Here is an 18,635-nt window from a genome sequence, read left to right as displayed (position 1 = left end):
TATTCGCCGTGCGGCCTGGATTCCACCGCCGCATCCTTGCCATGAAAGGAATGTTTCGATGAAGAAGTCTCATGTTGCCGCGCTGGGCGCGGTGTCGTCGATATTTTGCGCGATGTTTTTTGCTACGGGCGTGGCGCAAGCCCAGACCGGGACCAAGCATGGCGACATGCACATGTCGATGTCGTCGGGCGCGGGTACGCCCAGTACCCAGGCCTATCAGGAAAGCATGCAGCGCATGCACAGCAATATGGCGATCGATTATTCCGGCAACGCGGATGTCGATTTCGCGCGCGGCATGATTCCGCATCACCAGGGCGCCATCGATATGGCGCGCACCGAGCTCAAGTACGGCCGCGATCCGGAAATGCGCAAGCTGGCGCAGGAGGTGATCGACGCGCAAGAGAAGGAGATCGCGTTCCTGCAGGGCTGGTTGAAGAAGAACGCCCCGGCGAAATAGGGGCGATATTCAAGGGCGTCGATCGAGCTACAACCGTCCGGCTATAAGGTTTTTTTAAACAGGGTACCCCCATCGCCCCTTTCGTGGGCTATCGCCCCTGTTGCCGCGGCGGGTGCCGGTCGACGAGCGTTGCTCAAAAAAACCTTTGTAGTGACGCATTAGGGTATATGGCCGAGCTTTGTCGCCGACACGGCGTCGTCGTTGCCCGCCGTGTTAGCGTATGGGCAATGCGCGGCGCGGCGTCTGGTCGCGGCGCGGTGCTGTCTTCGCGAGTACCGTCCCATGTCGCCTCTGATTCAGCATTTCGCACGCAATACGTCCGGCCGCGATTGGGCCGTCGGGGATATCCACGGCCATTTCACACGCCTGCGCGAGACGCTGGCGCGGGCAGGCTTCAATTCGGCGCGCGACCGCCTGTTCTCCGTGGGCGACCTGATCGACCGCGGTCCGGAGTGCCGTGCCGCGCTGGAATGGCTGCGTCAGCCCTGGTTCCACGCGGTGCAGGGCAACCACGAGGACTATGCCGTGCGCCACGTGCGCCATGGCCAGGTGGACACCCAAAACTGGCGCGAGAACGGCGGCGGCTGGTTCCTGGACATGACGGACGAGGACCAGCGTATCCATGCAGAGGCGCTGGCCCGTCTGCCATTGGCGTTGGAGGTGGAAACCCGGGAGGGCCTGGTGGGCGTGGTACACGCCGATACGCCCGTGCGGGAATGGCATAAGTTCGACGCGCTGCTGCGTACCCGGCCGAAGCGCGCGCGCGGCATCTGCCAGTGGTCGCGCCAGCGCCTGGAGCAGCACGACGCCACCTGCGTCGTCGGTTTGCGCGCCTTGGTGGTGGGACATACCCCAGTAACGCGCGCCACCGTGCTGGGCAACGTCTACCATATCGACACCGGCGGCTGGCAACCGGATGGTTATTTCACGTTGCTGGACCTGTCGACGTTGCGCGCCGTACCGGCGCTTCCTTTACCCTCCGCGGCCCTGGCCTGAGGCCGCGATTCGCAGTCAGGAGATTTGCTGGCATGACGCTAGACCAAAAGATCATCGATGCCCTGAGCGGTGTGTCCACCGCGACCTTGACCACCGTGTTGCTGAAGAAGGGGCTGCGCAATGTGTGGATGCGCGGTACGCGGCCCTTGCGTTCCGGCCAGGCGCGCGTGGTGGGCCGTGCTTTCACGCTGCGTTTCGTGCCGGCTCGCGAGGACCTGGCGACGCCGGCTTCGTGGTCGTCGCCGACGTCCACCCGCGCCGCCATCGAGGCCATGCCGGCCGGCTGCGTGGCGGTGGTCGATGCGATGGGCGTGACGGACGCGGGCATCTTTGGCGACATCCTGTGCGCGCGCATGCGCAAGCGCGGCGTGGCGGCCTTGGTCAGCGACGGCGTGGTGCGCGATGGCGCCGGGGTGCTGGGCACGAATCTTCCGGTGTGGTGCCAAGGGGTGGCCGCGCCTCCGTCGGTGGCCGGGCTGACCTTTGTGAGCTGGCAGGAACCGATCGGCTGCGGCGGCGTGGCGGTCTTTCCGGATGACGTGATCGTGGTCGACGACGATGGCGCGGTGGTGATTCCTGCGGCCTTGCTGGAGGAGATCGTGCCGATCGCCGTTGAGCAGGAGCGCCAGGAGGCGTGGATCATGCAGGAGATCGACAACGGCGCCGCGCTGCCGGGGCTGTATCCGCCGAATGAAGAAGCGAAGGCGCGCTACGAGGCGAGCAAGGAGTAACGTTCTGGCGAACCGCACGGGGTGAAAACAAGAAGGGCGCTGTTCATTTTGAACAGCCCCTCTTGATTTTCGCTCACAGCAGCAGCGCTGCGGTCGCTGGCCTCAACGAATCGCCATCGCGACTGGCGTGCCGCCGGCCGGCCCGGCGTCCACGCGCGGCACCGGGATAGGGGGGAAGAAGGGCTGTTGGACCGGCGCCTGGCCGCCCGCTGCCGGCGCGTTGGGCGAGTTCGGCGCCGACGCCGCTGCCGGCGTGCCTGGCGGGCGCTGGCGGATCGGCTCGCCGACCTGCGGGATGGGGATGGGCAGGCTTTCGACGCCCGACGGGGGCAACTGGCCGGCGCCCGATGAAGAGCCGGGCTGAGCCCCCGGCCGCGCTCCGGGCTGGGCCCCAGGCTGAACGCCAGGTTGTGCCCCAGGCATCGAACCCGGCTGGCCCCCCGGCACCGTCGGATTCAGCATGGGCATCCCACCCGTGCCGCCGTTATTCAGGAAATCACCCAGCGCATCATCCGTCGGCAGGTCCAGCGTCGCCACGGCCTGCCCCGGCGGAAACTCGGACAGGTAATACTCGCCGTTGTCGACCAGCATGCCCTGCGGCTGCGGACGCGGCTTGGCTTCGGGCACGCCCTTGAGCCCTGTCTGCATGTACTGTATCCACGCCGACAGGGTCAGGCCGGCGCCGAATTCATTCGACCCCAGCGAACGCGGCTGGTCGAAGCCCATCCACACCGTGGTGGCCAGGGCGGGCGTATAGCCGGAGAACCAGACGTCCACCGAATCATTGGTGGTCCCCGTCTTGCCGCCCACGTCGTTGCGCTTGAGCACGGAATGCGCGCGCGCCGCGGTGCCGTAGGTAGCCACGCCCTTCAGCATGTCGTCCATGATCCACGCCACGCGCGGATCGACGACGCGCGTGCTTTCATCGCCCGCCTTCTGCGGCTGCGCCTGCATCAGCACCTTGCCATCGCTGTCGGTGACCTTGTCGATCAGGTAGGGCGTGACGCGATAGCCGCCATTGGCCCACACGGAATAGGCGTTCACCACTTGCAGCGGCGTGGCCGAACCGGCGCCCAACGCGATGGGCAGCACCGCGGGCCAGCGCGCCTTGTCGAAGCCGAAGCGCGTCAGGAACTCCTGCCCGTAAGCCGGCGTGATGGCTTGCAGGATGCGGATCGACACCATGTTCTTGGACTTGTACAAGGCCTGCCGCAGCGTCAGCATGGGCTCATAGGCATTGCCGTCGTTCTTCGGATTCCAGGCCTTGGAGCCGGTCTGCTCGGCGGTCAGCGCGAACGGCTGGTCGGAAATCTGCGTGGCCGGCGTCAGGCCGCGCGTCAGCCCGGCCGAGTAGATGAAGGGCTTGATGTTGGAACCGGGCTGGCGCCAGGCCTGCACGGTTCGGTTGAAGTTGCCGCGGTTGAAATCGAAGCCGCCGATCATGGCGCGGATGGCGCCGTCGTCCGGCACCATGGACACCAGCGCCGCTTGCAACGCCGGCATGTTGATCACTTCCCAGGCGTCGCCGTTCTTGTGCACGTAGACCACCGAGCCACGCTGGATACGCACGTCATCCTTGGCCTTGGGGCCCAGCGCGCGGGCCACCACCGACAGGGCTTTCTTGTCGTCGACGGTGACGATGTCGTGCCCGCCGCGCGCCACCTTGATGGCGGTGGGGCTGGCTTCCAGCACCACGCCGGCATACAGGTCGTCGCTGTCGGGATACTTGTCCTGCAAGCCGTCCAGCAGGTCGTCCAGCGCCTGCGGATCTTTCTCGATGTCGTCGGGCAGGTCGATATTGTCTTCGGGGCCGGGATACGCAGCGCGGCGGGTGTAATCGAGCACGCCGGCGCGCACGGCTTTATACGCCGCGTCCTGGTCCTTGGAGTCGATGGTGGTGTAGACGTTGATGCCGCGCGAATAGGTCTGGTCGCCGAAGGTGTTGTACATGGCCTGGCGCACCAGTTCGGCCGGATACTCGCCATGCACGCGGAACGCGCTGCCGCCGGCGCCGCTTTCCCCGCTGCCGCGCACGACCAGCGGCTGTGCCATGGCGGCCTGGTAAGCGGTGTCGTCCAGCCAGCCCAGCGCGCGCATGCGGCCCAGCACGTAATGCTGGCGCAGCTGCGCGCGAGGCAGGTTGTTGATGGGGTTGTAGCGCGAAGGCGCCTTCGGAAGGCCGGCCAGCAGCGCGGCTTCGGCCGGCGTGACCTGGCTCAGTTCCTTGCCCAGGTACGTACGCGCGGCGGCGGCGAAGCCGTAGGCGCGGTGACCCAGGTAGATCTGGTTCATGTACAGCTCAAGGATCTGGTCCTTGGTCAGCGTGTTCTCGATCTTGAATGTCAGCAGCAGTTCGTAGAACTTGCGCGAATAGGTCTTTTCCGAGGACAGGTAGAAGTTGCGCGCCACCTGCATGGTGATGGTGCTGGCGCCCTGGCTCTTGGAGCCGCGCAGCACGTTGGCCGCCACGGCGCGCACCACGCCGCTCCAGTCCACGCCGCCGTGCTGGTAGAAGCGATCGTCCTCGGCGGCCAGGACGGCATGCCGCATGACCTCGGGGATCTCGTTGAAGCGCAGCACGTTGCGGTGCTCTTCGCCGAATTCGCCGATCAGCACCTTGTCCGCGGTGTAGACCCGCAGCGGTACGCGTGGCCGATAGTCGGTCATGGCGTGCAGGTCGGGCAGGCTGGGATAGGCCAGCGCCAGGGCCAGACCCAGGGCGATCAGGCCGCACAGGCCGGCACCGATCGCGAAGACAGCGGTCTTGACGACGAAACGACGCAGAAAAGAGGGGCGGGCCGGCGTACCGTCCGGACGGGGAGTATTGGGAGGTGCGGCTTGGCTCATCGCTGGCGATTCTAGGGCAGATGTCTATAGACCCGCCCAGGGGGAATTAGTTTTCAGGTAACCAAACGCGCATTATCGCAGGTGAGGCTGGCAAGCCGATGAAGGCGCGTCGCGGGTGCCGGCGAAGATGCGGATTGTTGCCGCGCCTCATCCGGATACAGCCTGATTCAAATATAGATTGGGCGGGCTGCCCAGCGCCCGCCTGAACATCGCCGCGAAAGCGCTGGGACTGCGATAGCCCAGTTCGGTGGCGATGCGCGCCACGGGCTGGCCCAGGGCCAGCCGGCCAACGGCATCGGCCAGGCGTACCTGTTGCACCCACTGGCGGTAATTCAGGCCCAGCTCAGCCTGGAACAGGCGTATCAGCGTGCGCCCGCTGGCGCCGACCACGTCGCCCCATTCATGGACGGTACGCGGGCTGCCGGGATCGTCCAGGATGGCACGGCAGACGGCCTGCAGGCGGCGGTCGGCGGGCCAGGGAATACGGATGGGCAATACCTTGGCGATCGCCAGTTCGGCCGGGATCAGGCTGGCGATCTGGCCGCAGCGGCCGTCCAGGGCGTATTCGATGGGCTCGCGCGCCAGCGCCAGGACCAGTTCGCGCAGCAGGCCCGATACCTCGATGACGCAGCATTCGGCCCACAGGCCGGCGGCGATGCTGCGGTCCACGTACAGGGTGCGCATGGACACGGGGGTGATCATGTCCACCGCGTGTTCCACGCCAGGCGGCACCCACAAGGCCCGCAGCGCGGGCAGGGCCCACACGCCCTGCGCGGTGGAAACCCGCATGACGCCTTCGGCGGCGTAGATGAGCTGGGCCCGCGCATGGGCGTGCGGGCCGGTGTTGGAACGCGGATCGAACTCCTTGGCCATCGCGGTGACCGGGCGGGGCACGCGCTGGTAGTCGTCGGCATCGATGCTGCGCCAGGGGGCATGGGCGGGGGGACGGGCAGGCATGGGCGACAGTGTCACTTATTCGACGAAAGTTGTCACTCGGCCGCGCGCGGGCGTGATTACACTCGCGTGACGGCCGGATTGCGCCGGTTTCCTGGTAGCTCAAGAGGGCATGTCCCTCACGGCCGACGGGGTGACCGGCGGCATGCCCCGATTTCATCCCTTGCCCTGTCCCCATAATGACTACATCCATCGAGACTCCCATCGTGACGGCCACGCCGCCGGTCGCGACGTCACCCGCGGCCGTGCCCCTGCCCAAGGACAACACGGCGTTCAAGGTGCTGGGCGCGATCAGCGTGGCGCATTTGATGAACGACATGATCCAGTCGATCCTGTTGGCCATCTATCCCATGCTGAAGGAATCGTTCCAGCTGAGTTTCAGCCAGATCGGGCTGATTACGCTGACGTACCAGATCGCCGCGTCGCTGCTGCAGCCTTGCATCGGCTTCTACACGGACAGGCGGCCCTTGCCGTATTCGCTGCCGGTCGGCATGGGATTCACGCTGGTGGGCTTGCTGCTGCTGTCGGTGGCGCCGACCTATCCCTTCCTGCTGATCGCGGCGGTGCTGGTGGGAACGGGATCGTCGATCTTCCATCCCGAATCTTCGCGGGTGGCGCGCATGGCCTCGGGCGGCCAGCATGGCCTGGCCCAGTCGCTGTTCCAGGTGGGCGGCAACGTGGGGTCGTCGCTGGGGCCGTTGTTGGCCGCGCTGCTGATCATCCCGCATGGCCAGGGCAGTGTGGCGTGGTTTTCGCTGGCCGCGCTGTTCGGCATCATGGTGTTGATCGGCATCAGCCGCTGGTACGCGGCGAACCGCTGGCGGCTCAAGCCCAAGGCCAGGCGCGAGGGCGATGTGCCGGCGCTGGACAAGCGCAAGGTGGGCATGGCGCTGGGTGTGCTGGCCGTGCTGGTGTTTTCCAAGTACTTCTACCTGTCCAGCCTGAACAGCTATTTCACCTTCTATCTGATCGACAAGTTCCATCTGCCGGTGCGCACGGCGCAGCTTTACCTGTTCGTGTTCCTGGCCGCCGTGGCGGTGGGGACGGTGGTCGGTGGCCCGGTCGGTGACCGTATCGGGCGCAAGGCGGTGATCTGGACGTCGATCCTGGGCGTGGCGCCGTTCACGCTGATGCTGCCGTATGCCAATCTGTTCTGGACGGCGGTGCTGGTGGCGATCATCGGCCTGGTGCTGGCGTCGGCCTTCTCCGCCATCGTGGTGTTCGCGCAGGAATTGGTGCCGGGCAAGGTGGGGACCATCGCCGGGTTGTTCTTCGGCCTGTCGTTCGGGCTGGGCGGAGTAGGGGCCGCGGTGCTGGGGAATCTGGCCGATGCCACGAGTATCGGGTTCGTCTACAAGGTGTGCTCGTTCCTGCCTCTGCTGGGCATGGTGGCGGCCTTCCTGCCGGACATGGGCCGCAGGAAACCACGAGCCAAGGCCGCGTAGAAGATTCAGGGTAGGGGAAAAAGGCGCCCCATGGGCACCAAGCCTTCCAGGCAAAATCAAGGCCCGCGTCAGCGGGCCTTGATGAACGACACCTGCTCCCAGGGAAGGGGCCTTACGGCTTCAGGTGCTGGTTGAAGAACTTCTCCATCGCGGCGTAGAACTCGAACTTGTTCTCGTCGTTATGGAAACCGTGCCCTTCGTTGTCCTTCACCATGTACTCGACCTCGACGCCCCGCTTGCGCAAGGCTTCCACCACCTGGTCGCTTTCATCCTTGTTGACGCGCGGATCCTTGGCCCCCTGGGCGATGAACAAGGGGGTCTTGATGCGGTCCACATGCAAGGCCGGCGACGTGGCGGCCAGGCGCTCCTTGTCTTTCTCCGGATCGCCCACCATGTCGTGCATCTTGGCCAGCAAGGGCTTCCAGTACGGTGGAATGGTGTTCATGAAGGTGAACAGATTGGACACCCCGACGTAGTCCACCGCGGCCGCATACAGATCCGGGGTGAAGGTGATGCCGGCCAGGGTGGCATAGCCGCCATAGCTGCCGCCGTAGATGCCGATGCGCTTGGGATCGGCAATGCCTTCCTTGATCAGCCACTGCACGCCATCGGTGATGTCGTCCTGCATGGTCAGGCCCCACTGGCCGAAGCCGGCTTCCCAGAACTTGCGGCCATAGCCGGTCGAACCGCGGAAGTTGATCTGCAGCACGCAGAAGCCGCGGTTCGCCAGGAACTGGATTTCCGGGTTGTAGCCCCAGCTGTCACGCGCCCACGGGCCGCCGTGAGGGTTGACGATGCACGCCAGGTCCTTGGCGGCACGGCCCTTGGGCACGGTCAGGTAGCCGTGTATGGTCAGGCCGTCGCGGCTTTGGAAAGACACCGGACGCATCTCCGCCATGTCGGATTCAGGCAGGGCGGGGTTGATGTCGGCCAGCTTGGTCAGCATGTCCGTCTTGACGTCGTACAGATAGCGCGAGCCCGGCGTGCGGTCGTTGTAGGCGGCGACGATGAACTTGTCCTCGTCGCGGGTCTCGCCCTGGACGATGAACTCATAACCCTGCAGGTGCGCTTCCAGCTTGCCGTACAGCGCCTCGGTCTGGGCGTCGAAGAACTTGCGGTGGGTCTTGTCGGTCTGGTAGCCGGCCGCCGTCAGCACCTTGCGCTTGCGCGAATAGGCGATGCCGCCCAGGTCGACCTGCTGCGGGTCGAACAGCAGCTTTTCCGTATCGGGGTGGGCGGGATCGATCTCGACCAGCGCCAGGGTGTCGCGGCCGCGGTTGCTCAAGGCATACAGGCGCTTGTCGTCGAAGGTGAACAGCGACGGGCTGACGCTGGTGCGGTAGTCCGTGGTGATCAGCGGCTTGAACGGGTCGCTTTCCTTGTCGCGATACAGCAGGGTGGTGTTCAGGCCATCGCTGGTGACGGCCGCGCGCACCTTGCCGGCATGGTCGGTCTGCCAGCCGACGACATTGCCGGGATTCTCGGCCACGCGTTCGGACGCGCCGGTGCGGATGTTGACGCGATACACGTCGAACACCTGTGGATCGCGCTGGTTGTGGCTGACCAGCACGTGGTCGGGATCGTCTTCGAGATCGTCCTCGATGCCGGCGCGCACGTGCTCGTAGGGCGTCAGGTCGGTGACCTTGCCGTCCGCGACATTGACCGCCAGCACGTGGAAGTTCTCGTCGCCGCCGAAGTCCTTGGCATAAAGGATGGTGTCGGAGCCTTTCCAGAAATAGTTGCTGATGTCGCGCGCGGTTTCGCTGGTGAGCTTGCGCGGTTCGCCGATCGGCGTGGAGCCGTCCAGCTTCTGCACGAAGATGTTCATGCGAGCGGGCTGGCCGTCGATGCTGACGGGCTGCATGAACCCCAGGGTCTTACCGTCTTCGGCCAGGCGGAAATAACCGCGGTCGGGATTGCGGAAGAAGTCTTTCAGCGGATATTGCTTGGGCGCTTGAGCGGCGGCGCCCGAGGCGGCACCGATCAGCGTGGCGGCCAGCAGGGACCGGGTCATGAATTTGAACAAGGTACTCTCCGGTGTTGCGGGCGAACGAATGCGTCCGCGGCGGGCCTACGATCATGCCATAGCGGCATCGAGGGTGTCGAATCAAGGGGCCGGCCATCCGGGGGCCGGCCATCCGGCGGCCGATCCAGCCGCGGACAGGCCCCGCGGCGGCAGGCCGTCCGTGACCCGCCACGGCGTCTTCACAATGCGCAATCCTGGTTACGTCCAGGGGCCAAGGTGGACGGCGGCCACGGATAGCGCATAATTGCGCCGTTTATTGGAGGTCTTATGTTGAGGATTACGGCGGCCGCCTCAGTGCTGGCCGTGGGTTTGGCCGGGTGCGCCATAGGCATCACCCCGGGCCAGTCGCCCAGTGGCGACTACAAAGTCGAAGTGGGCTACCAGAAGGCTTACCAGCTGGCACGCACGCAGGCTGAACAATGCCTGACCGGCAAGGATGCCTACCAGGTGCGGGGCACGGTGGACGACGCCGGCCGCAAGGCCACGCTGCGCGTGACCGCGCCGTTCTCGGACAACGACGTTGCCCGGGTGGATATCGTCGGCATCGACGCCGGCCACAGCGACGTGCATATCGCCATGTGGGGCCGTTCGGTGTGGAACGCGGATGCCGTCATCGCGATGCGCGATGCCATTCGCTTCCAGGTGCCGTCCTGCGTGTCCTATATGCCCAGCGACACCAATAATCCGGTGACGCCGCCGCCGAAGTAAGGGGGCGGCGCGCTGGGGCAGGGGCGGGCGCTCAGTCCGTGCCGGCCTTGCCGCCGCCGTCGGCACGGGGGCGGATCACCTTGAAGGTGGCCGTCGCCTTGCAGACGCGCTCGCCCTTGCCGTTGAAGATGTCGCCTTCACAGAAGGCAATGGACTTGCCCAGCTTGATGCAACGGGCCTCGACCGTCAGGTCGCCGGTGGCCGGTGCCATGAAGCTGGTGCTCATGTCGATGGTGGCCATGCTGATGCCGGCTTCCAGCGAACCGCGCGCGGCCGCGCTCAGGGTAAAGTCCAGCACGGCCATCAGGGTGCCGCCATGGACGTCGCCGCGGCTGTTGGTCAGCTCGACGCGCCAGGGCAGGCGGGTGCGCGCCAGGTTGGGTTCGATGTGTTCGGGGACCAGGCCCAGGTATTCCATCAGGGGGATCCGGGCGCCGAAATAATCGACGGAAAACTGGGGGGCCGCGCCTTGCTTGGTTTCCATGATGCTCTTAACCGATGAAAATGAGGCGCCATAATAGGCGTTTTTACGCCGCGCGGGCGGCACGGACACAGGAACTGTCCAGCAGCTGAGATGCGCAAAATCGTACACGTCGACATGGACGCTTTTTATGCGTCGGTCGAGCAACGCGACAATCCGGCCTTGCAGGGCCAGCCGGTGGTGGTGGCCTGGAAAGGACCCCGTTCGGTGGTGTGCGCGGCCTCTTACGAGGCGCGCCGCTACGGCGTGCACTCGGCCATGTCGGTCGCGCGCGCGCTGCGGCTGTGCCCGCACGCCCAGTATGTCGGGCCGGATTTCAACAAGTACCGCGAGGTCTCGCGCCATGTGCGTGAGATCTTCTCCCGCCATACCGACCTGATCGAGCCGTTGTCGCTCGATGAGGCCTATCTGGATGTGACTGAGAACAAAGGCGGCCTGGCGTCCGCCACCGAGGTCGCGCGCGCCATCCGGGCGCAGATCAAGGCAGAGACCGGCCTGACCGCGTCCGCCGGCGTGGCACCGAATAAATTCCTGGCCAAGATTGCTTCTGACTGGAACAAGCCGGACGGCCTGTTCGTGCTGCGGCCCCGCGATGTATTGGACTTCCTGACGCCGCTACCGGTGCGCAAGGTGCCGGGCGTGGGCGCCGTGATGCAGGGCAAGCTGGAGCAGATGGGAATCCTGACGGTGGGCGACCTGTCCAACCGCAGCCTGGCGGAACTGGAGCAGCGCTTCGGCCGTTATGGCCGCCGGCTGCATGAACTGGCGCACGGCATCGACGACCGGCCGGTGGAGCCGGACCAGTTGGCGCAGCAGGTGTCGGCTGAAACGACCTTCGAGGACGACCGGCCGCTGTCCGACCTGGGCGAAGTCATCGACAAGCTGGCGCTGCGGGTGTGGGAACAGGCGCTGCGCAAGCGGGGCAGGGGTTATACGGTGACGCTGAAGCTGAAGACGGACCGGTTCCGCCTGCTGACCCGCAGTGTGACGTCGCCGGTGCTGCCGGCGTCCGCCCAGGCGCTGGGGGATATGGCGCGGCAGATGCGCGCGCGGGTGGAATTGCCCGCCAGCACGCGCTACCGGCTGGTAGGCGTGGGCATGAGCAATTTCCCCGACGGCGAGGCCGCCGCCAGGCCACGCCAGGCGGACCTGTTCGCGGACCTGCCGGAGGACCTCCCCGAAGAGGAGGCGCCGCCGTTCAACCAGCCAGACGAGCCTTGACCTGCTGCGAGACCGCGGACAGGTCGGCCTTGCCCGCCAGTGCCGGCTTCAGGATGGCCATGATCTTGCCCATGGCCGGGGCGCCGGTGACGCCGCTGGCGCTGACTTCGGCGATGGCGGCGTCGACGGCCGCATCGATCTCGGCCTGCGTCGCGGCCTTGGGCAGGAATTCCTGCAGGATGGCCAGCTCCGCCTTTTCCTGCGCGGCGGTTTCGGTGCGCCCGGCCTGTTCGAAGGCGGCGATCGATTCACGGCGCTGCTTCACCTGTTTTTCGATGATGGCCGTGATTTCAGCGTCGCTGACGTCGCGGCGCTCGTCGACTTCCTTCTGCTTGACCGACGCCAGCAGGAAACGCAGCGTGGTGAGGCGCGCCGAGTCCTTGGCGCGCATGGCGTCCTTGACCTGGGCCGACAGGGTGTCTTTGAGCGTGGATGTGCTCATGATGGAACCTTGCTAAAAGCGGTGGCGGAGAGGATGGAAAGTTTACTGCACCGCTCTTACTTGACGATGGCCAGGTCGCCCTTGAGCGCGACACCGGCAACCACCGCGCCGGCATGGCACTCGTATTGGCTGGCGCTCTTGTTCTCGTTCTTCTTGTAGTAGCTGACGATGTTGATCACCGCGTTGGCGCCCGCCTGCTTGGCCGCTTCCTGCAGGCTGATCAGGGCCGACAGGGCCGCCCATTCGCACGCTTTGTCATCGCTCTTGCCGAAGGCATTGGTCTTGCGGTTGGTCACCGCGCCGGCCTTGACGACCTTGCCCTTGGGGCCGGTGCCGGCCAGGTAGAACTTCACGCTGCCGTCCAGCTTGCCTTCGGCCTTGCCGGCGTCCAGGGCGGCCTGGAAGGAGTTCATCGACATGCGGTCAGCGGCCTGGGCGGCGGCGACGCAGGTGAAGGATAGGGCCAGACCGATCAGCGTTTTGGAAAGCGTGTGCATCAAGAGCTCCTGTCAGATGAAAAAAGTCGAAAAATGAAAGAGGCCTTCAAGGCCAACGGCGGAACAGCAGGGACGTGTTGACCCCGCCGAAGGCGAAATTGTTGTTCATTGCATATTCGCTGGATAGCGCGCGGCCGCCACCCGTGATGTAGTCCAGGTCGCCGCAGCGGGGGTCGACCTGGTTCAGGTTCAGCGTGGGCGCGTACCAGTCGTTGCGCATCATCTCGATGGTGAACCACGACTCCAGCGCGCCGCAGGCGCCCAGCGTGTGGCCCAGGTAGCTTTTCTGCGAGCTGATCGCCATGCGGTTGCCGAACACGGCCTGCGTGGCCTGGGTCTCGGCGATGTCGCCCTGTTCGGTGGCCGTGCCGTGGCCGTTGACATAGCCCACTGCCTCGGGCGCCACACCGGCGTCGGCCAGCGCCAGCTCCATGGCGATCTGCATGGTTGCGGCTTCCGGACGGGTGATGTGGCTGCCGTCCGAATTACTGCCGAAACCGACGATTTCCGCATGGATGCGCGCACCGCGGGCATGGGCGCTTTCCAGCGATTCGAGCACCAGGATGCCGGCGCCCTCGCCGATCACCAGGCCGTCGCGCGTGGCGTCGTAGGGCCGGGGTGTCAGCGCCGGCGTGTCGTTGCGCTGGCTGGTGGCGTACAGCGCGTCGAAGACGATGGCTTCGGTGGGACACAGTTCCTCCGCGCCGCCGGCCAGCATCATGCGCTGGCGGCCGTAGCGGATGGCCTCGAAGGCGTAGCCGATGCCCTGGCTGCCCGACGTGCAGGCGCTGGACGTGGGAATGATGCGGCCTTTCAGGCCGAAGAAAATGCCGATGTTGGCGGCCGTCGTGTGCGGCATCATGCGCACATAGGAGTTGGCGTTGAGGTCATCGCTGACGCCATTGAGCAGCATGTTGCCGAAGGCCATGACGTCGGCCGTGCTGCCCGTGGACGAACCGCAGGCCACGCCCATGCGGCCATCGGCGATGGACGGGTCGTCCAGCAGGCCGGCATCGGCCAGGGCCATTTCCGCGGCATTGACCGCCAGCTGCGACACCCGGCCCATGCTGCGCAACTGCTTGCGGGTCCAGTGCGAGGGCGGCGCATACGACGGCAGGGGGCCCGCCAGGCGCGTGTTCAATTCCTTGTAGACATCCCAGTCGCGCATGGTGCGGATGGCATTGCGGCCTTCCTCGAAGGCACCGCGCACGGTGTCCCAGTCGCGCCCCAGGGCGCTGATGCCGGCCATGCCGGTAATGACGACGCGGTGCATCAGCACAGTCCTCCATTGACCGCCAGCACCTGGCGCGTGACGTAGGCCGCGGCCGGCGACATGAAAAATGCTACCGCCGCCGCCACTTCTTCCGGCTGTCCCATGCGCTGCGCGGGGATGGCCTTGAGGATTTCGTCGACGGGCACGTGTTCGTCGATCATGTCGGTTTCGATCAGGCCCGGGGCCACGCAGTTGACCGTGATGTGGCGCTTGGCCAGCTCGATGGCCAGTGCCTTGGCGGCGCCGATCAGGCCGGCCTTGGAGGCGCTGTAGTTCACCTGGCCGCGGTTGCCCACCAGCCCGGACACCGACGCCATGCAGACGATGCGTCCCGGCGCGCGCCGCCGCACCATGGGCATGACCAGCGGATTGAGCACGTTGTAGAAGCCGTCCAGGTTGGTGCGCAGCACCTGGTCCCAGTCTTCGCCGGTGAGGGCGGGAAAGGCGGCATCGCGCGTCAGGCCGGCGTTGAGGACGACACCGTAAGGGGCGCCATGGGCTTCGACGTCTTCGTTCAGCGCGGCGGCGGTGGCGGCGCGGTCGGCCACGTCGAACTGCAGGACGCGGCAAGCGCGGCCCAGCGCCAGGATTTCAGCGCGCACGGCGTCGGCGTCGGCGCGGCGGGCGCGGCAGTGCAGGATCAGGTCGTGGCCGGCTTGCGCCAGCGACAGCGCGATGGCGCGGCCGATGCCGCGGCTGGATCCCGTGACCAGGATGGCGTTGGAAAGGGGTGAGGTCATGGGTTCGATGCGTCGTCCGTGGGGGACGTTTCGTGTATGAAGGCGCCGGCGTCCGGCGGGCTGTAGACGTTCAGGCGGGCTTCGGCCAGGCATTCATCGCCTTGCTGGATCCGGCACAGGAAAACGCCCATGCCGGCCGTGTCCTGGAAGGATCGCTCGGCGGATATGATCAGCTGCATGCCTGCGCTGAAGCCGGCGACGCGGCAGTCGTAGCGGCGCGTGCCGAGCAGGAAACCCAGTTGCACGGGAACCCCCGCGCGGCGCGCCTGGCAGCCGGCCCAGGCGCCGACCGCCTGCGCCATCAATTCCATGCCCAGCCAGGGCGGCAGGTTGCCGTCGCTGTCGCCATAGCCGTGGTGGGCGCGCACGGTGGCGCGGGCAAGCAGGGTGTCTTCGTCGCAGGACAGCACGGCATCCAGCAGCACGGCAGCGCCGGCGTGGGGCAGCAACTGTTCGACGGGCCAGTCGGCGACCGGCCAGGCGTCGGCGGCAGGCGTCGTGTTCGCCGCCGCATCCACGGCCGCGGCAGGGTCGCCGGCGCTGCCGGCGGCAGCCGGACGCGCGTTCAAGGCGATATCGGCATCTTCGTTCACGCGGCGATTCCCGTGGTGGTGGCGACGCTGGTGGCCGGACTGCCGGCGCGCCTGGCCGCGCCGTGGGTACCGGCCTGGGTCGAGATCTCGACGGCGGCATCGGAGTCGGCCAGGACCAGGCAGGCGTTGTTGCCGCCGAAGGCAAAGGAATTGCTCATGACGATGCGCGGCCGGTCGCCCGGCAGGCGTTGGCCGGGCGTGGTCAGGCGCAGCGCGGGCAGGGCAGGATCGGCCACGCCGTCCCAGCGTTGCGGCGGCAGGCCGCCGTCCGGAGGCAGGTTCAGCACGCCCCAGCAGAGCGCCGCTTCCAGCGCGCCGGCGGCAGCCAGGGTGTGGCCGGTCAGGGGTTTGGTGGTGGTGCAGGCGACGCCGTCAGGGAAGACGGCATGCACAGCATGGCTCTCCATGGCGTCATTGTGCGGGGTGCCAGTGCCGTGCAGATTGATCCAGCCGATCGCGCCGGCCGCGACACCGGCATCGCCGAGCGCGGCGCGCATGGCCAGCATCGCACCCTTGCCCGAGGGATCGGGCGCGGACATATGCCAGGCGTCGGAACTGCCGCCGCCGCCCAGCAGGCAGGCGGCCGGGCCCAGGGGACGTTCGCGCTGCATCAGGAACAGGGCAGCGGCTTCGCCGATGTTGATGCCGTCGCGTTGCGCGGAGAAGGGATTGCTCAGGCCCGCGGCAATCGCTTCGATGGAAGCGAAGCCATTGATGGTCAGTGGGCAGAGCGTATCGACGCCGCCGCAGACCACAGCATCGCACAGCCCTGCGTCCAGCAGGCGTTTGGCCGACAGCAAGGCGCGCGCGCCCGACGTGCAGGCCGTCGACAGGGTATAGGCGGGGCCCGCCACGCCCAGCCAGTCGGCCAGCAGCGTGGCGGGCGCCGACAGCGCCTGGCGGCGGTAATCGTAATCGGGCGGCCAGGCACCGTCGCGCTGCAATGCGCGCAAGGCGTGGCTGGCTTCGCCTATGCCGGAGGTGCTGGTGCCCAGCACGATGCCGACCCGATCGGCGCCATACAGGGCGACGGCCGCGTGCAGGGCTTCGGCGATCTGGTCCGCCGCCGTCATCAGCAGGCGGTTGTTGCGGCTGCGATAGTGCGCGGGTGTCGGCTTGCCGCCGGCCAGCGTGGGCGGCAGTTCGGCCAGGTCGCCGGCGGCCGCGCCCACGACGATGGCGCGTTCGCGCAACCAGCCCGTTTGCGCCTGCATGCCGCCGGTCTCGCCACGCACGGCGGCGGCGTGCACCGCGTCCATGCCCTGTCCCAGCGCGCAGACGACGCCAGGGCGGCCCAGCCAGGCGGTCGAGGGCGCTCTCATGGCGTGTTCTTCAGCGGCGAGATCGCCAGCACGGTGCCGTCTGGCTTATGGATGGAAAAGGTGTCGTCCGGCGCCTGCGCGGCCCAGGTCACCGTCCAGCGCGGCGAACAGTCCTGGTCCAGCGTGCGGCTGCGCCCGCCCGCCGGCGTGGGCTGGCTCTGCCAGTCGCTGCCGGCATAGGCGCTGGCCAGGGACTGTTCCGGCGTCCAGGCGAACAGGATGGCCGAGAACATGTCGCTGGCCTGGCCGTTGGGGCGCATGAAGCCGTCGTTGCGCCATTTGCCGTCCTGCAGGATCTGGCGCGCGCGCGGCATGCCCAGCGGATCGAACAGCAACCAGCGCGTGGCACCCTGGCCTTCGTCCTGGACCGCCAGCATGGCGTCCTCGTCGGGCTGGCCCGGCGTGACGATATGCACCTGCACCCAACGCGGCAGGTGCAGTTCCGCGCTGGCAACCGGGGTAGGCGGCGCGGAGGCGCAACCCGCCAGCAGGGCGGCGCAGAACGAGGCGAGAAGAAGTCGGAGGCGCATCATCGGCATCATGGTCTATCCATCAATTGGCGGCCGGTTCGGTCACGGCGGCTGCTTGCAGCGCTTGCAGCGCTTGCGGCGTGTGCGGCGCTTTGGCCGCCGCGCCATCGCCGGCGGCCGCGGCGCGGCTGCTCATGCCGCGGCACACTTCCGCCAGCATACGCAGGCGCCGTTCATGTTCGGCCACGAAGGGGTTGTTTTCGTCCCAGGCATAGCCCGCCAGGATGGACGAGATCATGGCGCGGATCTGCGGCTGCGCCTTTTCGAAGAATACGACGTCGCGGAAGCTGCCCTCGTACCACCCCTGCACATAGGTGCGGAAGCAATTCACGCCATGCATCAGCGGCACGGAGAAGTCCGCCTCCCAATCCACCGTCTCGCCGCTCAGTTGGCGGTGCAGGCATTCGGTCGCCAGCTTGGACGAGTGCATGGCGATGGTGACGCCCGAAGAGAACACGGGGTCGAGGAATTCCGCCGCATTGCCCAGCAGCGCCCAGCCGCGTCCATGCAGGGACTGCACGCTGGCCGCATAACCGCCAATGGTGTTGGCGGGCGTGTCCCAGACAGCGTTGCCGAGCAGCTTGCGCAGGTTGGGTGCGCCGTCGACCCAGTGGCGCAGGGTGGCCATCAGGTCGGCGTCGGCGTTGATCTTCTCTGCCGCGCCGACCACGCCCAGCGAGCAGCGGCCGTTGGAGAAGGGGATGGTCCAGAACCACACGTCCTCGTGTTCAGGATGCACGCTGATCAGGATCTTGCTGCGATCGAAATCGGTGGATGTGATGTGGTCTTCGATATGGGTGAAGATGGCGCGGCGCGGCGGCAGCTTGGTCGGCCGCTCCAGGTCCAGCAGGCGTGCCAGCACCCGGCCATAGCCGCTGGCGTCCAGCACGAAGCGGGTGCCGATGCGGCGCGGGGCGGCGTCCGCCCCGGCACTGACGTCGCGCACTTCCAGCCACGGTTCGGCACCGTCGAAATTCGCCGCCACCACTTCGTGTTCGTAGTGGATGCGCACGCCTTGGCGCGCGGCCTCGTCGGCCAGCACCTGGTCGAAATGCGAGCGCAACACCTGGAACGTGGTGCCGGGACCCGGCGAGAACTTGTCGCGGAAATCGAAAGCGGAATAGCGGTCGCCGCAAGCGAAAGCGGCGCCGTTCTTTTCCTGGAAACCCGCGGCCCGGACCGCGTCCATCATGCCGGCTTCCTCGACGAATTCCAGGCAGTGCGCCAGCAGGCTTTCGCCGATGGAGAAACGGGGGAAGCGCTGACGTTCGAAGATGGTGACCTGATGGCCGCGGCGCTGCAGTAGCGCGGCGGCGATGGCGCCGGCCGGGCCGGCGCCGATGACGACGATCTCGTGACGTTCTTGCATGAC

Annotated in this window: 18 protein-coding genes; 6 read left to right on the top strand and 12 right to left on the bottom strand. The window is 66.8% G+C overall.

Annotated features, from left to right (window positions below):
- The first annotated feature begins 58 nt into the window (after window positions 1–58).
- The 3 genes from CEY05_RS07140 (at window position 59) to CEY05_RS07130 (ending at window position 2,184) form a co-directional block, all read left to right on the top strand.
- Window positions 59–457, top strand: a complete 399-nt coding sequence (locus CEY05_RS07140; protein WP_088597817.1) for a DUF305 domain-containing protein — start codon at window positions 59–61, stop codon at window positions 455–457.
- A gap of 282 nt (window positions 458–739) precedes the next feature.
- Window positions 740–1,453: a metallophosphoesterase gene (locus CEY05_RS07135; protein ID WP_088597816.1), complete on the top strand. Its 714-nt coding sequence runs from the start codon at window positions 740–742 to the stop codon at window positions 1,451–1,453.
- 32 nt (window positions 1,454–1,485) lie between these two features.
- Window positions 1,486–2,184 (top strand): ribonuclease activity regulator RraA, encoded by a 699-nt coding sequence (locus tag CEY05_RS07130; RefSeq protein WP_088597815.1) that lies wholly within the window; start codon window positions 1,486–1,488, stop codon window positions 2,182–2,184.
- Between the two features lie 102 nt (window positions 2,185–2,286).
- Here the strand turns inward: CEY05_RS07130 and CEY05_RS07125 are convergent, their stop codons facing one another.
- Together CEY05_RS07125 and CEY05_RS07120 are read right to left on the bottom strand one after the other, a co-directional pair.
- Complete coding sequence (locus tag CEY05_RS07125; RefSeq protein ID WP_088597814.1) at window positions 2,287–5,031, bottom strand: penicillin-binding protein 1A; 2,745 nt, start codon at window positions 5,029–5,031, stop codon at window positions 2,287–2,289.
- A gap of 147 nt (window positions 5,032–5,178) precedes the next feature.
- Complete coding sequence (locus CEY05_RS07120; protein WP_088597813.1) at window positions 5,179–5,988, bottom strand: helix-turn-helix domain-containing protein; 810 nt, start codon at window positions 5,986–5,988, stop codon at window positions 5,179–5,181.
- 176 nt (window positions 5,989–6,164) lie between these two features.
- Between CEY05_RS07120 and CEY05_RS07115 the strand changes: the two genes are divergently transcribed.
- Entirely contained in the window at window positions 6,165–7,430 is a 1,266-nt protein-coding gene (locus CEY05_RS07115) for an MFS transporter (protein ID WP_088597812.1), read from the top strand.
- A 112-nt stretch (window positions 7,431–7,542) separates the two neighbouring features.
- Here the strand turns inward: CEY05_RS07115 and CEY05_RS07110 are convergent, their stop codons facing one another.
- Window positions 7,543–9,444: a prolyl oligopeptidase family serine peptidase gene (locus CEY05_RS07110; RefSeq protein WP_369825927.1), complete on the bottom strand. Its 1,902-nt coding sequence runs from the start codon at window positions 9,442–9,444 to the stop codon at window positions 7,543–7,545.
- A gap of 279 nt (window positions 9,445–9,723) precedes the next feature.
- Between CEY05_RS07110 and CEY05_RS07105 the strand changes: the two genes are divergently transcribed.
- Window positions 9,724–10,164 carry a BPTD_2524 family lipoprotein gene (locus tag CEY05_RS07105; RefSeq protein ID WP_233161416.1) on the top strand — a complete coding sequence of 147 codons (441 nt, stop codon included), beginning with the start codon at window positions 9,724–9,726 and terminating at the stop codon, window positions 10,162–10,164.
- Window positions 10,165–10,195: 31 nt separating this feature from the next.
- Here CEY05_RS07105 and CEY05_RS07100 read toward each other — a convergent pair whose 3' ends face one another.
- Window positions 10,196–10,648 carry a PaaI family thioesterase gene (locus CEY05_RS07100; protein ID WP_088597810.1) on the bottom strand — a complete coding sequence of 151 codons (453 nt, stop codon included), beginning with the start codon at window positions 10,646–10,648 and terminating at the stop codon, window positions 10,196–10,198.
- A 90-nt stretch (window positions 10,649–10,738) separates the two neighbouring features.
- Between CEY05_RS07100 and dinB the strand changes: the two genes are divergently transcribed.
- On the top strand, window positions 10,739–11,866 hold the full coding sequence (dinB, locus tag CEY05_RS07095) for a DNA polymerase IV (protein ID WP_088597809.1): 1,128 nt from the start codon (window positions 10,739–10,741) through the stop codon (window positions 11,864–11,866).
- Here dinB and CEY05_RS07090 read toward each other — a convergent pair.
- From CEY05_RS07090 to CEY05_RS07055, 8 genes are read right to left on the bottom strand one after another with little or no spacing between them, the layout of a single operon-like run.
- Entirely contained in the window at window positions 11,844–12,308 is a 465-nt protein-coding gene (locus CEY05_RS07090; RefSeq protein WP_088597808.1) for a GatB/YqeY domain-containing protein, read from the bottom strand. The genes dinB and CEY05_RS07090 overlap by 23 nt on opposite strands.
- Before the next feature lie 56 nt (window positions 12,309–12,364).
- Entirely contained in the window at window positions 12,365–12,805 is a 441-nt protein-coding gene (locus tag CEY05_RS07085; protein ID WP_088597807.1) for an excinuclease, read from the bottom strand.
- A 46-nt stretch (window positions 12,806–12,851) separates the two neighbouring features.
- The gene (locus CEY05_RS07080; RefSeq protein WP_088597806.1) at window positions 12,852–14,078 is read right to left on the bottom strand and encodes a beta-ketoacyl-ACP synthase; all 1,227 of its coding nucleotides are present in this window, start codon (window positions 14,076–14,078) and stop codon (window positions 12,852–12,854) included.
- The gene (gene fabG, locus CEY05_RS07075) at window positions 14,078–14,818 is read right to left on the bottom strand and encodes a 3-oxoacyl-ACP reductase FabG (protein ID WP_088597805.1); all 741 of its coding nucleotides are present in this window, start codon (window positions 14,816–14,818) and stop codon (window positions 14,078–14,080) included. The genes CEY05_RS07080 and fabG overlap by 1 nt, the downstream gene beginning before the upstream one ends.
- Complete coding sequence (locus tag CEY05_RS07070; protein ID WP_233161415.1) at window positions 14,815–15,411, bottom strand: hotdog family protein; 597 nt, start codon at window positions 15,409–15,411, stop codon at window positions 14,815–14,817. The genes fabG and CEY05_RS07070 overlap by 4 nt, the downstream gene beginning before the upstream one ends.
- Window positions 15,408–16,733 carry a beta-ketoacyl-ACP synthase gene (locus CEY05_RS07065; protein ID WP_088597804.1) on the bottom strand — a complete coding sequence of 442 codons (1,326 nt, stop codon included), beginning with the start codon at window positions 16,731–16,733 and terminating at the stop codon, window positions 15,408–15,410. The genes CEY05_RS07070 and CEY05_RS07065 overlap by 4 nt, the downstream gene beginning before the upstream one ends.
- The gene (locus CEY05_RS07060) at window positions 16,730–17,275 is read right to left on the bottom strand and encodes a hypothetical protein (RefSeq protein WP_088597803.1); all 546 of its coding nucleotides are present in this window, start codon (window positions 17,273–17,275) and stop codon (window positions 16,730–16,732) included. Before CEY05_RS07060 ends, CEY05_RS07065 begins: the two co-directional genes overlap by 4 nt.
- A gap of 10 nt (window positions 17,276–17,285) precedes the next feature.
- Complete coding sequence (locus CEY05_RS07055) at window positions 17,286–18,632, bottom strand: NAD(P)/FAD-dependent oxidoreductase (RefSeq protein WP_233161414.1); 1,347 nt, start codon at window positions 18,630–18,632, stop codon at window positions 17,286–17,288.
- Window positions 18,633–18,635: the final 3 nt, after the last annotated feature.

This window comes from Achromobacter sp. HZ34, assembly GCF_002209485.1.
Classification (GTDB): Bacteria; Pseudomonadota; Gammaproteobacteria; order Burkholderiales; family Burkholderiaceae_B; genus Bordetella_C.
Note: the sequence above shows the minus strand (reverse complement) of the source record. Positions and strands in the feature narration are given on the sequence as shown.

Bases quoted from the DNA above. Each gene is read 5' to 3' on its own strand.
- CEY05_RS07140 (WP_088597817.1), top strand. From the start codon at position 59: ATGAAGAAGTCTCATGTTGCCGCGCTGGGCGCGGTGTCGTCGATATTT.
- CEY05_RS07135 (WP_088597816.1), top strand. From the start codon at position 740: ATGTCGCCTCTGATTCAGCATTTCGCACGCAATACGTCCGGCCGCGAT.
- CEY05_RS07130 (WP_088597815.1), top strand. From the start codon at position 1,486: ATGACGCTAGACCAAAAGATCATCGATGCCCTGAGCGGTGTGTCCACC.
- CEY05_RS07125 (WP_088597814.1), bottom strand. From the start codon at position 5,031: ATGAGCCAAGCCGCACCTCCCAATACTCCCCGTCCGGACGGTACGCCG.
- CEY05_RS07120 (WP_088597813.1), bottom strand. From the start codon at position 5,988: ATGCCTGCCCGTCCCCCCGCCCATGCCCCCTGGCGCAGCATCGATGCC.
- CEY05_RS07115 (WP_088597812.1), top strand. From the start codon at position 6,165: ATGACTACATCCATCGAGACTCCCATCGTGACGGCCACGCCGCCGGTC.
- CEY05_RS07110 (WP_369825927.1), bottom strand. From the start codon at position 9,444: ATGACCCGGTCCCTGCTGGCCGCCACGCTGATCGGTGCCGCCTCGGGC.
- CEY05_RS07105 (WP_233161416.1), top strand. From the start codon at position 9,724: ATGTTGAGGATTACGGCGGCCGCCTCAGTGCTGGCCGTGGGTTTGGCC.
- CEY05_RS07100 (WP_088597810.1), bottom strand. From the start codon at position 10,648: ATGGAAACCAAGCAAGGCGCGGCCCCCCAGTTTTCCGTCGATTATTTC.
- dinB (WP_088597809.1), top strand. From the start codon at position 10,739: ATGCGCAAAATCGTACACGTCGACATGGACGCTTTTTATGCGTCGGTC.
- CEY05_RS07090 (WP_088597808.1), bottom strand. From the start codon at position 12,308: ATGAGCACATCCACGCTCAAAGACACCCTGTCGGCCCAGGTCAAGGAC.
- CEY05_RS07085 (WP_088597807.1), bottom strand. From the start codon at position 12,805: ATGCACACGCTTTCCAAAACGCTGATCGGTCTGGCCCTATCCTTCACC.
- CEY05_RS07080 (WP_088597806.1), bottom strand. From the start codon at position 14,078: ATGCACCGCGTCGTCATTACCGGCATGGCCGGCATCAGCGCCCTGGGG.
- fabG (WP_088597805.1), bottom strand. From the start codon at position 14,818: ATGACCTCACCCCTTTCCAACGCCATCCTGGTCACGGGATCCAGCCGC.
- CEY05_RS07065 (WP_088597804.1), bottom strand. From the start codon at position 16,733: ATGAGAGCGCCCTCGACCGCCTGGCTGGGCCGCCCTGGCGTCGTCTGC.
- CEY05_RS07060 (WP_088597803.1), bottom strand. From the start codon at position 17,275: ATGATGCCGATGATGCGCCTCCGACTTCTTCTCGCCTCGTTCTGCGCC.
- CEY05_RS07055 (WP_233161414.1), bottom strand. From the start codon at position 18,632: ATGCAAGAACGTCACGAGATCGTCGTCATCGGCGCCGGCCCGGCCGGC.